The following is a 14,282-nucleotide window of genomic DNA, read 5'->3' on the forward strand; positions in this document are numbered from 1 at the left end:
AACGACAAGTTCCAATAGGAATATATAGTGTTGATTTTGTCTGCTTAGAAAAACGCTTAATTATTGAACTTGACGGTAGCCAGCTTCTTGATAATCAAAGCTACGATAGAGAACGAACAGCTTGGCTAAATGTTCAAGGTTCAAAGTAATGCGTTTTTGGAACAATGATGTACTACAACAAACAGCATCGGTTATTGAGGCCATCTTGTACACATTAACCGATTCTTGACATCCCCTCTCCCCAACCCTCTTCCCGAGAAGAACAGTATCTTACTATTCAAATTCCTTGCGCGGGAGAGGGAGCAGATCGAAGCAAGATTAAGTGATGTGCCTAGATGAATGCTGAAGAGCCTACAAAAAAAATTTAGGGACATTACCTATTGCAGGAGAGCAAAATTTTTACCGGACAGTAGTGTACCTTCGCAGGGATGACAGAATATGCACGGCCCCAGTCTATCTAGCGTGAACGAGAATTGGTTTTCGCGCATGATGAATTCCCATAAAATAGTAACATTTCAATCAAGTCTGAACGCTCTGTCAGCCCTGCGAAGGCAGGGGTCCATTTGCCATGTACATCCTGAGCCTTAATTGGATATTCTATCCTTAAACAATCCTCGTGGCTTAATTTTAGTTATAAACTATTTTGAAGAATGGATCCCTGCCTTCGCAAATGTGATTATGAAAAGAACGGGTTATGCAAAAGCTCTATTAAAAAGCGTTTTACATACAGCCAGTATTTCATCCTGCATGTTTTTGTTCTCTCCAATCCCTGGGCGCAATAAATTTTGATGCAATAATTGATGGTGTTTTTTGTATGCTTTCTTTAAAAAAGAGTAATGTTCTTTATTTAAGACCCCTGCTAGAAATAAATGATGGAGTTGGCTTAATGTATTTGTATAGCGAGCTAAGGAGGGATCCCCTAAATGAAGCATTAAAAATTGCACTAAAAATTCCAAATCCAACAGACCACCAGAGATAGGATTTCGATCGTGATGTTGCTCCATTTTGGATCGCATCGCCAATACATCATGCAGTAATGTAGGTTTATCACGCGCCAATAACAATACGGACTTTTTCAACTGCAAAAAAGCATGCCTAATCCTTGCATTTCCTGTCAAAATACGTGCTTTTAATAAAGCTTGATGCTCCCAAGTCCATGCCTGATTCTTTTGATACTCAACAAAAGCATCGACATGACTCACCAATAGTCCCGCTGCTCCTGAAGGTCTAAGACGTGTATCTACCGTATAAAGTACTCCAGATTGGGAACGAGTAGTCAACATATGCAAAATTTTTTGAGTTAAACGAGTAATTAATGCTTCTTCTGATATTTTTGCAGAATGTAAAAACACCAAATCCAAATCAGAAGCGTAATTCATTTCACGACTACCTAACTTTCCATAAGCTATGATTGCAAAATGTGATTTTGCTTGCTCCATTTCTGGATACCGCAAACACAACTGTTCGCTGGCAATGACTAAAACCTGACTTACAATGACCTGAGCCACATCCGACAAAAATTGTCCAATACGCACAGCTTTGCAGAATCCATAAAGTTCTGCACGCGCAGCCATTAACCAATTGGTTAGCTTAAATTGACGTAAGATTTCCTCTTGCACTTCAACATCATGATGATGCGCTAATTTTTCAGTTAATAGTCTTTGTAATTGATGCAGCGACTGAGGTCGCCATTCTTGACCCTGATCCAGCAAAACTTCCAATAAAAAGGGTTGATTTACTAACAAGGAAGTAATAAATGGACTTTGAGCGAACCAAAACAATAATTCGGTTAAAACCTGTGGGTTCTCAGTTAATAAAGCAAGATACGCGCTACGCCCCACAATATTCTCGAGCAAATGCATTACTTGTAATAAAACTTCGTCCGTTTTTTCAACGTGAGTCAATTCAACAAGTAACATCACCATGAATCGGTCCAAACGCATTCGTGCGCCCTGTGTTAAACGTCGACAACGCGGACTATGGCGAAAGGAATGAATCATCTGATAACAATGGGGAGCATTCGCAAAACCTAAGCTGGCTAATAAATTAATTGCCATCGTAGTTTCAACATGTCCTTGCCAAAGGCTAGCTAACTGGTTCGTGAGTAATCTTTTCTCATCTTCATAATCTTTGACTTGGCCAAGCACTGAATGAAAAGCATAACTGATAATCCGCTGGTATTTATGTAATTTGTTAATTAAATCATCCCAGGAAAGATACCCCATGCCCAAAGTAATTTGTTTTTGTTTTACGAGATCCTCTGGCAAAGAGTGAGTCTGCTGATCATTTAAACTCTGGAGTGTATTTTCGAGCTTGCGTAAAAAAAGATATGCCTGTTTTAAAGCATCCGTATGCGGTAACAATTTTTCACACTTCAAAACAGCAAGCGCCGATAAAGCATTTTGCTCTTGTAATTGCGGCAAACGCCCCCCGCGAATTAACTGAAAATTCTGAATAACAAATTCTACCTCTCTGATTCCGCCTTTACCTCGCTTGATATCATCCAACCGAGGGTTTATTTGCACCTCTCGCTCTATCATTGCCTTCATACTACGCAACGATTCAATTACACTAAAATCGACGTAACGTCGATATACAAAAGGAACAATCAATCGCTGAAACCAGGGCTGTATCTCATCCACCTTTTCTGCAATTACCCGTGTCTTAACCATAGCATAGCGTTCCCAATCACGACCTTGTTCTTGGTAATAAGTTTCCATGGCAGCCAAGCTTGAAACCAGTGGACCACTATCGCCATTAGGCCGTAATCTTAAATCGACTCGAAATACAAACCCATCTGGGGTTACATTTTGTAAGGTCTGTACAAATTGCTGCACTAATCTACTGAAATAGTGCTGATTATCGATACACTCTTCACCATCAGTTTCTCCTACAACAGTATAAGCAAAAATAAGATCAACATCAGAAGAGTAATTCAACTCTCTGCCCCCTAGTTTCCCCATGGCCAGAGTAAATAGCTCTACTTCATTTCCATCTGCATCACGTGGAATACCATAACGTAAGGACAATCCTTGTTTACAATAATCAAGTGCATGCAAAATAAGCGCATCGGCACAATCGGACCATGCACGCAGAACCTGCTCTGTATTGGCAATACCGGATAGTTCAAGAAGAAGCAATCGCAAAAAATGTGTATTGCGGAAATGACGTAATGCACGCAAATAAGCTGCTTGCGGCAAATTAAATGACACATTTTTCAAAATACGAAAATAATCTTCTCGTGCCATCAAAGAACAGCACTTATCCTCCATGAGAAATGCTTTTAATAGGTGAATTTGTCTGCATGCATAATCACTCATAAGGAGTAATTTGATGACGCTTTCGCGCAAGGGATGATGCAAATCGGACAGATGCTTTTCAATGAACCATGCTTTTGATTGCAATAACTCAGGGATTTCGATTTGCATATATTTTCTTTTTTTCATTCCAAAATGAATACTGCCGTTATAATATAATCTATAAAAATCAATAACAATTCTATAATATAAAATGATCCGATTAATTCTGATTGCGTTTGTTTGTTTCACTTCTTCACTTTTTGCTCAAGGCGAGCCCTTGAATGTGGGAGTTGAAAGCTTTGCTCCTCCGTTCGTCATGCAAGGGAATCATAATCAACTCTTTGGTTTTGATATTGATATGATGAACAATCTATGCAAAATCATGAATAGAACCTGTACCTTTCATGTGATGCGTTTCAGTCAATTACTTGATGCAGTTGCTAACCAAAAAATAGATGTTGCAGTCAGCTCGATAACCATTACTACCGAACGCGCAAAACTAGTCAATTTCAGTCTACCCTATCTGCAAAGTTTCTCTCGATTTCTAGAAAGAGCATCTAATACAAAAGAAACGTTTAGCCTGGATCTCTTAAATACTAAAAAAATAGGCTTGGAAACTGGCACCATATTTTTTGACCAACTTCAGGAGATGGGAGTAAAAAATCCCAATGTTAAGTATTATGGCGGTATTCAAGAGCAACTCGCAGCTTTAGGTGCCGGAGATGTAGATATTATTCTGCTGGATAACCCAACAGCTATTTACTGGGCATCCAATTCAGCAAACACATTTAGGTTAATAGGCCCACGCTTTACATACGGTTATGGTTATGGGATAGCTGTGAATCCTGCTGATTCTAACTTATTAACAAAACTAAACCAGGCTTTAGTCCAATATCAAAACTCCGATGAGTTCAAACAAAATTATAATAAATACCTGTATCAATTTTAAGAGTACATGAGGAATGTACTCTAAGCCTGGGAAGTTTAAGTACTTAGCACCTATCCGCGATTATTGGGCGCATCGTGCGAAGAAATTTTCTCACGCCTGCGCTCACATCAAATCGATATTAACTTAGTGGCCCCTAAGGCTAGGGTCTGTTTAATGTAATGTGTGTCCTTGAGTCAGACAACGTGTAATAACTTGTCGTGTTATAAAATCACCCTGACTTACGCCATACGTTGAATTAAAATGTTTTGCTAAAATGACAACCCATCCTGATAGCCGGAAACTCATTTTTTTTTCCGCTTGGTCAACAACAATTTCAAAAAGACCTAACGTATCACTTTCACGCTCACTAGCGTATTCTTCCATAATCACCCGGGCGGTTTGTAAATCTTTGTCTCTGGTAGGCCAGTTTTGACTCATATTATTCTCCCTAGAAAGCATGATTAGGTCTCTGTAATTTCCTAGGGTCTATTTACATTTCTACTATCTTGGCACTGCTCTGAGTTTTCTGCGCTTCAGTACTCGAAAATCAGGCCATTTTGGCTCAAGCTAGCGAAAGGTAAACAACCCTTATCATGAGATAAGTTTCAAAATTACAAGAGCAGAAATAGAACCATATTGTCTCATATTTTGACCAAATTCTCAAGATGCAAGAACTCGGCGAAGCATCCATTTGCTGTGTCAAAAACAATTAAATACCACACTCATTGCTTAACATCGTAGAATGTTTTTTCAAGACAGCATATGATATACCTACTTATTCAAATTTTAAAATTACTGTATGACTTATCACATTTTACCCTCAATTTTATCTGCAGATCTTACTTGCCTGGGTGATGAAGTAGAATCCGTTATGAACGCAGGAGCAGATTTTATTCATTTTGATGTTATGGATAATCATTATGTTCCCAATTTAACGTTTGGCCCTGCATTCTGTGAGGCCTTACTCAAACGCTTCCCGAAGCTCCCTATTGATGTTCATCTCATGATCAACCCCGTTGATGCATTGATTGAAGCATTCGCAAAAGCAGGAGCAAAACGAATTAGTATTCATCCTGATGCAACCATACATGTGGACCGCAGTTTAAAGCTCATCAAAGATTTAGGATGTGAAGCTGGTCTTGTATTAAACCCAGCAACACCAATTGAGGTATTAACCTGGTGCGCTCATAAACTCGACTTTGTTCTCATCATGACCGTAAATCCCGGCTTTGGAGGACAAAAAATTATCACTGAAATTATTGATAAAATACCCCAAGTCCGCAAACTCTATCCTCAACTCGACCTTTGTGTCGATGGTGGCGTGACCATAGATAATATTGCTACTTTGGCGCGCGCAGGAGCAAACCAATTTGTGGCTGGTGCTGCAGTATTCAAAAGTGACAATTACAAAGAAACAATTGATGCCATGCGAAGACAATTAGCAACCATCAAAGACATTAATTAAGAAAAGTTATGAAAAAAATTATTTTATTCTTATGCGGATTTATTAGTTTCCAGACTTGTCTCGCTTTTTCGGGAGAACAATATATGGAACGTTTTAATAACTATTTGTCCTTTAGTCAAAATTTGCCTACTGCGACACCTACCCCAGCATTCTTGGAGTTCATTAGCGGAACCACTCCTTTATCAACCAAATTACGCGAAAAATGGCTGTATGAATTAGCAAAAAGCAAGGATTGGACTCGCTTTAGCCAATATTACCAACCTTCTAATGATCTCAATCTCGTTTGTTATGAGCACATTGCATATTACAATACGGGAAAGCAACAAGAAGCATTAAAAGCATCCATTCCACTATGGTTAAGTGGTGATTCAAGACCGCCTTCCTGCAACAGTTTGTTTGACTTGCTTCTGAAAGATAATAATTTTGATCAAAACTTAATTACTCAACGAATTGCGCTTGCTTTGGAGCGGCGTAATATCCAATTAGCCCGCTATTTATTGACGAAATACAAAAAACCTCATCCACTAGAACTGCATGCTTTAAATGCTGTTTATCAAAATCCAGGGAACATCAGCACACTAAATCCGGGTGAATTAAATGATGACATCTATCTTTACGGCCTGAAGCGTATGGTTTCGATTAATATGGATAAAGCGCTTAAATTATGGCAGCAAAGTAAAACCCCAAAAATGCTTAGCAAGGCACAACAACAATCTTTCTTGGCTCATGTAGCTCTTTATAAAGCCATGCGTAATCATGAAGATGCATTACAATGGTTCACCAAAGTAAAACCACAATATTACAATGATGTGTTATTGGATTGGCAAATACGCTTTGCTTTGAAGCGAAAAAACTGGGCGCAAGTCACCGCATTAATTAATGATTCAAAACATAAAGATGAACCCTGTTGGCAATATTGGCTAGCACGTTCTTTAGAAGCACAAGGGAAAAAAGCAGAAGCACAAGTGCTTTACGAAGCTCTGGCAAAAAATAGACAGTATTATGGATTTCTTGCGAGCCTTCATCTCAATAAACCACCCAGTTTTGCCAATGAAATTCCTACAACAAATTTGGATGTATTGAAGCCCTATCAGGCTTTTATTGATCAAATTCAGACACTCTACATGACCAAGCAAACCCTGCAGGCATCACGTCTACTCAATGATTTCATCAGTGAATTACCTAAAGACGAGGCAAGCGCTTTGGTTTATTGGATAGATAAGCAATTGCAATGGCATGGTAAATCGGTTTACTTAAGCAATAATGAGACCCTCAATAATCAGCTTTCGTTAAGATTTCCATTGGCATATAAAGACAGTATCTCGCTTTACTCTAAAAAATATGCGGTTGCTCCAGAATTTATTTACGCCATCATTCGTCAGGAAAGCGGATTCAGAGACGACGCGACTTCTTCCGTGGGTGCTCGCGGTTTAATGCAAGTCATGCCTTATACAGCGAGAGTGGTCTCAAAAGCAGATAAGATTCCTTACAATGATCAAAAGCAATTATTCGTGTCTCAAAAGAACATCAATATCGGAGTAGCTTATTTAAAACAACTTGCAAAACGATTCGATAACCATCCCATACTCATTGCGGCAGCATATAATGCTGGGCCCAAGCAGGTAGTTTATTGGTTAAAAACGCATCCCCCTAAAGAAATTGATGTATGGATAGAGACCCTTCCCTGGCAAGAAACACGTAACTATTTAAAAAACATTATGGCTTTCTATGTAGTGTATCAATATCGTTTGGGTCTAAAGCCTAATCTAGGAAGTTTCCTCGAGTCTTTATAAAGGCTGAACCGTAAGCCTGGGGTCAATGACGCCAGGTTTTCAAATATACATAAATACCCCTGGTTTCAATTCGTGCGCACCAAATTGTTAAATTAACATTCTTTTTGTTCTATAATTATACAAATTAACCAAAAAGGTTATACGTTGATTTCCTGTATGCCTTAAAGGCGATTTTTATGATAAAAGTTACCTATTTTATTAGCTTGGGAATGATACTTATTCTCACAGGCTGTGGACAACCATCCGCTTATGTAGTTGGTACCACATATCAACCGATGCATTACACTTATGCGCCTGGATATAATCCACCACAAGTGGCTTATCCCGATGTACCAACAGATGCAGATACATCGATAGACAGTGAAGCCGTCATTGAGCAAGAACATGCGATTAATGCAACAAATGACTCGATTGCCGCCCAACAGCAAAAAGAGGCGGCGCAACAGCAAGTAATTATACAACAGATTAAGATACAACAGCTTAAGATACAACAACTTAAGGCACTACCAAGCCCGTAAAAAAATATGATGCATCTTTTAAGTTCGACATAAAAGGCATGGAAAAATGCCTTTTATGAAAAGAAAAGCAAGTACGTTTCACTGCTTGCTTACTGATTAACGCCCTTGAGGCAGCCGCGTGCCCTGCTTACTATTACAAATTTGATGATCCTCTAAGACATCAATAAATCGATGAACATCGCTCAGGGTAATGGAAATTGCAGGTTTAGCCACTAAAGCCAACATTTTTCCTAATTCATGTTTCGTGAATTGAGTCATTAAAGGAAGACTGGTTAATTTTGTAACGACGTCTGTCCTTTCTAAAAAGCTATTATTTTCATAAATTTTTTGATAATTCTCAGCATTCAACATGCCTGCTTTCTGCAAATAATTCATAAAATGAAATGCCCCGACACCCAATTGACTTACTTTTAAAAAGTCTTCCCTTGGTGAACAATGGCTAATAAGTGATTCGCTGTGTAATAACAAAAGATTTTTCGCAAAAATATTGGCATTTTCGGGATTTTTTTCAAGTAAGTAAAAATAGTTACTTAACAATTCGGGTACTTCTGAAAGCTTTCGAGCACCCTCATAAATTCTATCGATGAATCGATCTTGTTTTAAAAGAATATCAACGATACCAAGATCATAAATGTCTTTAGCTAATAATAAACTAAGCAGATTAAGCGTTGTCCCCAGGTGTGTTGTCGAAATCAAACTCTCACGAAGTTTATCGATTAAAAAGTCAGGGTTGTATGCATGCTCCTGAAGTTCAATAAGTAATTGGACAATATTGAGTGATTCATCAGGATAAGCAAGGATTAAATTAAAACTCGATTTATCAAGAAGACGTCCATCGTGTAGCGTTCGTACGCTTTGTGCCACAGTTGAATCGGAGCGTGCAGCCTGAAACAAAAGCTCCATTGGCACAAAATTAGGATTGATATCGAGTTCATTCATCACTCCCAATAAATTGACAACTCCACCTATATTAGAAATATTTTGGTTAATAATATTCTCGAGTTGATCAGTCAGAGGAATTTTCAGTTCTCTCAATGCCTTAAATACAGAAATTAAACGATTACCAAACTGAGGATATCTCCCAATAAGAGTGATCATTCGAGGGTCACTCCCCAAACCCAATTTATTTAAACGATTAAGAAAAATATTGTTTCCATCTACTTTTACTTCTTTATCATTTCCTCCCTCAGATCCAGGAGCAGAGGATTGCATTAATTCCTGGGTTTCAGGCTTTAAAGCTTTGATAATCGTTTGAGTACTCGTTCTCAGCCTCGGTGCATCTAAGCATCTAGTGTCATTATCTCCAGTCATTACTGTCCCTAAATTGTTCTCAAAGGGCTAAAATATAACACAAATGACCATATTAAAGCAAATTTTATTATTTAAACCTTTAATTAATTGATGCATCTCAACCATTTCAATAAATTCACCTACATAGAACTCAGAACTTCATATAAGCAAGATTACAGAACAAATGAATGACTTCTTTCTGAGTTAGAATTGAAGTGTCTTCACACACTTTTTTATAGTTTTCCGAATTTAACATGCCCGCTTGCTGCATTAATAGATGAACAATTTATTTTCAATACAACCGCTTAATGGTCACTTAAGGTTCTTTTTGTATAATGCCAACCATTAGGTAAATTATGGCCTAAATATTCAAATAAAACCCACAATGACCTAACTTAAAAATTAAAGTCTAAAAATTATTTAACGGGGAAAATTAAGATGGGCGCAAGTCGAGACGTTGTTGAACAACAAATTAAAGATCTAAAAGATTATACAGATACCGTTGCTGCGGTTCATTTGTTAAAAGAAGTTGTAACAAATGGTGCGGTAGTAACAATAGGAACTGCAAAGGAAAGTATTGATATAGAAAACAATAAAAAAGATCCTAAGATCGGAAATGTCGTAAAAGCGATTTTAGCAAAAGCGGGTAAGCCAGGCGAAAGCACTAAATGGGAAGATAAAGGCGACGGAAAACCACATCTTGAAGCTGCTATTACTATTGGTGGTGCAGTTTATACAATTGATTTGGTCTTTGAAGGAAATGATCATACTGTAGATACGACACAAAATTATACTCTTAACATTACAAGTAAGTTAACTTCTGAAGTGACCAGAGGAAAATTATTCTTCGATCATGATCATACAGCTACTGTGAAACTCACCTATGACAAAGATGGTGATCTTCGTGCGGTAACTAAAAAAGGATTAGCTGTTGATACCAAATCGTTTGTTCCATATGCATATCAAAATGAAATTTTAGCTAAATTTCACGACAGTCTCGTAGCAAAAAAAGAACAACGACTCGCAATTATGGGTACCGGTTCAGGTAAAAGTATTGTTATGGCAGGTATTGCTCAAGCCGTTGGGCGTACTGTCATGATTGTTCCTGATCAAACATTGGTAAACCAACAGTCAAAAGAAACAACTGACCTGCTTAATGCCGGAATGATTAATGGTTCTAAAGCAGTTCCTGCACGAGTTTTCACTTTAGAAACTCTTAAAGGTAAGGTTGATGTTCTTTGGGATACTTTAGAAAATGATTTAAGTGATATAGAAGAAGAAGATGTACTAAAAATCAAAGAATATTTTCGCAAAGTGATTGCAGGTACTGAGCCTTTTGATCAAATTGTTTTACAAGCTGAGCATCCTTTATTCAAGATCATTGCAAGCGAAATAAAAGACTCCATGGTATTAATTGATGAAAGTCATCGCCATACTTTTAAACCAGAAGATGCAGAAATTTTGAAAGGAATAAAAGATCGTAATTCAGTTCTGGCATTAACAGCTACTCCAACTTCTGAATTATATGGTCTCTTTCAGGGTGATCCTTTGGATGATTTAAGTCTTGGTGCTGCAATTCAACTAGGAACTATTCGACCAATTAAAGATGAAGTCGCTTATCTGGATGAAAAAAGTTTGATTGACCAAGCTGTGACTCACTACTTTGATGATTATTATCTCGAAGCAGGGATGAGTGGTTATGTTGATCCTATTGAATTAAAGAAACAGATCATACAAGCGGAAATAGGAATTGAAGACTCTGTGGCCCAGGAAAGAGCGATTAATCAAGCTTTAGAATTAAACCGCATCCGCTGCCAACGCAACATGGGTTTTTCTGACGATAAAGTAACTCGTGAAAAATTAGCGGAAATCTATCAAAAGATCGCGAATGGCGATGTACCCACTATTGAAAAATATCAAGACGAAGTTGCAAAACTCAGACAAAAATCTGAATGTGACGCACGATTGAAATTGACGCAAAAGTTTGGCGCTGTAGATGAAATAGAGTTCCGAAAAACTGTTGCCAAACCTGTAGTGAATTTAAAGCAGGATATCGATAAAGAACAACAAAAAGATATTCAAAGAACAATCAATAGCTATGCTCTTGCTCTTGTCCTCAATGATAAGCATACAGATATCGCTGAAAAAGATAGAACTCATAAACTTGATGACTATTTAAAAGAATGTGATCAGCATATTGCGAAATATAAAACGAAGAATGATGAGATACCTAAACCATTTCTTACCAAGCTTCAATCGTGTGAAACAAAAAGTAGGGAAACACTAAAAGAAGCCTTAGAAAAGTTAGGTGCTCCTATTTCCAAATTGCCTACTGAACAAAAGGAAGCCATTACCAAGTTGATATTGGATAGAGCAGAAGCAATGGTGACTAAAGTTAAAACATCACAACCCATATCTGAAGTTATAACTGGAGCAACTCAGCCTAATTTAGTCGCTTTGAAAGCAACTGAAAATTATTCTGGTGCAATTGATATGAGAACGGCACAAACTACAATTGATGAGCAACTTGCTCAAATCGAAGTAGGATTGAGGACCCATATTGTCGCTGATCAGGTGATTGCAACAGGCGTGAGTATCAGAGATATCTTGAACGTGCAAATTATCAATACGAATTCGCCCGTTATTGAATCAGATATCAATGTGATTAACGGAATCCTGTCAGGACCACAGGCAGCTGGTCGTTGCGTAAGGAATAAAGATGTCGAAGCTCGTGCGCAGCAATACATTGATGAACGATATCAAGGCAAAGGTTTAATTCTTACCTTAGATGCGATCATCGATCCTAGAAACTCAGCGGAAAGAACAAGAGAAGTTATGAAGAACAGGGAAAAACAAGCTCTAAAAGAAGCAAAGGTTCTCCATCTTCTGAAGACTGAGCTAAAAGGTTTTGACGCGTTTAAATTGTTTCAACAATGTGTGCCTTTACATGAAAAGATTGAATCGCTTATTGAAAAATTGGACACACTCAATAACCTATTAAAGGACCAACAGAAAACTATGGGAACTAAAAAGGATACAGTGGTTAAAATAAGTGAACAACATTCTTCTAGAAAGCTAGAGCTTCTTAGCGAAATAGATGGTCTTGATAGAGAATTGCATATTATACCAGGAAGAAAAGGAAGAGATGGGGCAACACCACTTCCATCTGAGTATGCTCGAAATCCATCTCTTTATCTAATATGGGTAAAAGCATCTCTTAAGAGAGCCTCACTCGAATCGGAAACAAAAGAAGTACGAGATACTATTAAGGAACTGGAAGTTGAAATAGAGAAAATAGGAGAAAAAGTACTTGAACTCCAGGAAACGATCAAAGATGGAAGCGTGAAACTGGAAAAACTGAAAGCCGAAGAAGAGCTATTACTCCAACAAATGGAAGAAGTCAGCAAAGAATTCACTTCAGTGTAACAAGGGCTTAATATTCTTTATACTTGATTCAACCCTCCGCTTGTGCGGAGGGTTTTTTTTATAATCAGGTACCGCTCAGATAGTAATCGTACAGGGGGTATGGGCTTATCTGTACACGAACAGACAGAGATTTGATGTCCAATTCAACCATCACCCGTCCTTAATAATTAAATAGGAACCAAGGCTGATAAACTATTATAAACCCAAGAAGATGGGCTAAATAGGAATACAAAATTTCATTGTTTAAAACCTGGTTTTTTAATTAATTGATGCTTTTCAATCATTTCAATAAATTCACCTAGCGGGGACTCAGTACGGGGTTCTTCACTCATTAAACGAAGCATTTTTTCTAATTCGACTTTATCGAATGTTTCAAATAAAGGAAGATTACTGAATAACTCCATAACCGTCTTCTGAGTAAGGATTGAAGTATCTCGACACACTTTTTTATAATTTTCAGAATCTAACATGCCTGCTTGCTGCAGGTGGGTCAAGAAATGAAATGCGCCAATCCCCAATTTGCTTACCGTTAATAAATCCTCTGTTTTTCTATAATCAATGAGTGATGCGTTATGCAACAGCAAAATAAGATTAGCGAAGACATTGGCATTCTTTGGATTATTCTCAATGACACTGAAGTAGCTTGCAGCGAGTTTATTTTTTGTAGTGAGTTTAGCAGTGCCTTCATAAATTTTATCTATATAGTCCTGTTGCCTTAAAAGAATATCAAAACATTCAAAGTAATAAAGATTATTATTTAAAAGAAGGGTAAGCAGTCTTATCACTGTATCCATATTTTTTGCAGAAAATTTATGGAGTTTTTCAACTATTTTCTCTGTAAGATAGGCGTGCTGTTGAAAATTAATAATTAAATAAGCAAGTAATAAAGAGTGCTCAGGATAAGCAAGCAAAAGATTTAAAGTAGGCAAATCAAGTGCATCTCGCGTTTTGAGCTGCTGCATTCCCATCAGAGTTGTATCTGAGCGCGCACTAGCAAACAAAAGTTCTAAAGGAAAAAGAGTTACATCAATTCCTTCACTTTGCATAAAATCTAATAAATTGTTTAGGTCACCTGCATAAGAAACATTGCTTGCAATGACATCATGAAGTGTATCATCCAGCTTAATGTTACATTTTTTTAAGCGCTTGAATAAGGAGGCCAGCCGATTAATGTATTCAGGATTCTCTTCAAGGGTTTTCAACATTCGTTCATCAGGATCCAAACCTAATTTATTTAAGAGAGTCATGATTTTACCTTTTATCGCAGTTATTTGATTAATCTTAAGATAGGTCATTTACCGCCTCACCGTCCTGTGTCATTTATCTTTGTATCTCAAATAAAAATCAATGAATTTTTATGTATTATTTTTGAGTGCATCACCAAAAAAAGTCATTGAGCTCAAGATAATAACAAAGAAAACATATTTTAAATATAGTAAATAATAGAAACACAGGATCTTCTTACGTGAAGTAAAAATTTTCCTTCTTTATGATCAATAAATTTTCAATAAAATCACTTAATAGTCACTTAACATTCTTTTTGTATAATCCCCGAATTAGGTA

9 protein-coding genes and 1 pseudogene are annotated in these 14,282 nt (G+C 37.4%); 6 read left to right on the plus strand and 4 right to left on the minus strand.

Annotation, left to right across the window (positions count from 1 at the left end):
* Positions 1-14 precede the first annotated feature (14 nt).
* Positions 15-229: pseudogene (locus Lani_RS21190) on the plus strand (DUF559 domain-containing protein).
* Between the two features lie 463 nt (positions 230-692).
* Here Lani_RS21190 and glnE read toward each other — a convergent pair.
* The gene (gene glnE / locus Lani_RS12900; protein WP_019234800.1) at positions 693-3,428 is read right to left on the minus strand and encodes a bifunctional [glutamate--ammonia ligase]-adenylyl-L-tyrosine phosphorylase/[glutamate--ammonia-ligase] adenylyltransferase; all 2,736 of its coding nucleotides are present in this window, start codon (positions 3,426-3,428) and stop codon (positions 693-695) included.
* Positions 3,429-3,510: 82 nt separating this feature from the next.
* Between glnE and Lani_RS12905 the strand changes: the two genes are divergently transcribed.
* Positions 3,511-4,248 (plus strand): transporter substrate-binding domain-containing protein, encoded by a 738-nt coding sequence (locus tag Lani_RS12905; RefSeq protein WP_040523104.1) that lies wholly within the window; start codon positions 3,511-3,513, stop codon positions 4,246-4,248.
* 150 nt (positions 4,249-4,398) lie between these two features.
* Here the strand turns inward: Lani_RS12905 and Lani_RS12910 are convergent, their stop codons facing one another.
* Complete coding sequence (locus Lani_RS12910) at positions 4,399-4,665, minus strand: hypothetical protein (RefSeq protein WP_058388603.1); 267 nt, start codon at positions 4,663-4,665, stop codon at positions 4,399-4,401.
* A gap of 361 nt (positions 4,666-5,026) precedes the next feature.
* Between Lani_RS12910 and rpe the strand changes: the two genes are divergently transcribed.
* The 3 genes from rpe (at position 5,027) to Lani_RS12925 (ending at position 8,003) form a co-directional block, all read left to right on the plus strand.
* Entirely contained in the window at positions 5,027-5,692 is a 666-nt protein-coding gene (gene rpe, locus Lani_RS12915; protein ID WP_019234797.1) for a ribulose-phosphate 3-epimerase, read from the plus strand.
* Positions 5,693-5,700: 8 nt separating this feature from the next.
* Positions 5,701-7,485: a transglycosylase SLT domain-containing protein gene (locus Lani_RS12920; RefSeq protein WP_040523102.1), complete on the plus strand. Its 1,785-nt coding sequence runs from the start codon at positions 5,701-5,703 to the stop codon at positions 7,483-7,485.
* Positions 7,486-7,661: 176 nt separating this feature from the next.
* Positions 7,662-8,003 (plus strand): hypothetical protein, encoded by a 342-nt coding sequence (locus Lani_RS12925; RefSeq protein ID WP_019234795.1) that lies wholly within the window; start codon positions 7,662-7,664, stop codon positions 8,001-8,003.
* Between the two features lie 96 nt (positions 8,004-8,099).
* Here the strand turns inward: Lani_RS12925 and Lani_RS12930 are convergent, their stop codons facing one another.
* Complete coding sequence (locus Lani_RS12930; protein WP_019234794.1) at positions 8,100-9,314, minus strand: hypothetical protein; 1,215 nt, start codon at positions 9,312-9,314, stop codon at positions 8,100-8,102.
* Positions 9,315-9,731: 417 nt separating this feature from the next.
* Here Lani_RS12930 and Lani_RS12935 point away from each other — a divergent pair, with 417 nt between their 5' ends.
* Positions 9,732-12,719 (plus strand): DEAD/DEAH box helicase family protein, encoded by a 2,988-nt coding sequence (locus Lani_RS12935; protein WP_019234793.1) that lies wholly within the window; start codon positions 9,732-9,734, stop codon positions 12,717-12,719.
* A 236-nt stretch (positions 12,720-12,955) separates the two neighbouring features.
* Here the strand turns inward: Lani_RS12935 and Lani_RS12940 are convergent, their stop codons facing one another.
* Complete coding sequence (locus Lani_RS12940; RefSeq protein ID WP_019234792.1) at positions 12,956-14,014, minus strand: hypothetical protein; 1,059 nt, start codon at positions 14,012-14,014, stop codon at positions 12,956-12,958.
* Positions 14,015-14,282: the final 268 nt, after the last annotated feature.

It is taken from the genome of Legionella anisa, assembly GCF_001467525.1.
Lineage (GTDB): Bacteria > Pseudomonadota > Gammaproteobacteria > Legionellales > Legionellaceae > Legionella > Legionella anisa.

Coding starts and splice junctions, on each gene's coding strand:
- glnE (WP_019234800.1), bottom strand. CDS start 3,428: ATGCAAATCGAAATCCCTGAGTTATTGCAATCAAAAGCATGGTTCATT.
- Lani_RS12905 (WP_040523104.1), top strand. CDS start 3,511: ATGATCCGATTAATTCTGATTGCGTTTGTTTGTTTCACTTCTTCACTT.
- Lani_RS12910 (WP_058388603.1), bottom strand. CDS start 4,665: ATGAGTCAAAACTGGCCTACCAGAGACAAAGATTTACAAACCGCCCGG.
- rpe (WP_019234797.1), top strand. CDS start 5,027: ATGACTTATCACATTTTACCCTCAATTTTATCTGCAGATCTTACTTGC.
- Lani_RS12920 (WP_040523102.1), top strand. CDS start 5,701: ATGAAAAAAATTATTTTATTCTTATGCGGATTTATTAGTTTCCAGACT.
- Lani_RS12925 (WP_019234795.1), top strand. CDS start 7,662: ATGATAAAAGTTACCTATTTTATTAGCTTGGGAATGATACTTATTCTC.
- Lani_RS12930 (WP_019234794.1), bottom strand. CDS start 9,314: ATGACTGGAGATAATGACACTAGATGCTTAGATGCACCGAGGCTGAGA.
- Lani_RS12935 (WP_019234793.1), top strand. CDS start 9,732: ATGGGCGCAAGTCGAGACGTTGTTGAACAACAAATTAAAGATCTAAAA.
- Lani_RS12940 (WP_019234792.1), bottom strand. CDS start 14,014: ATGACCTATCTTAAGATTAATCAAATAACTGCGATAAAAGGTAAAATC.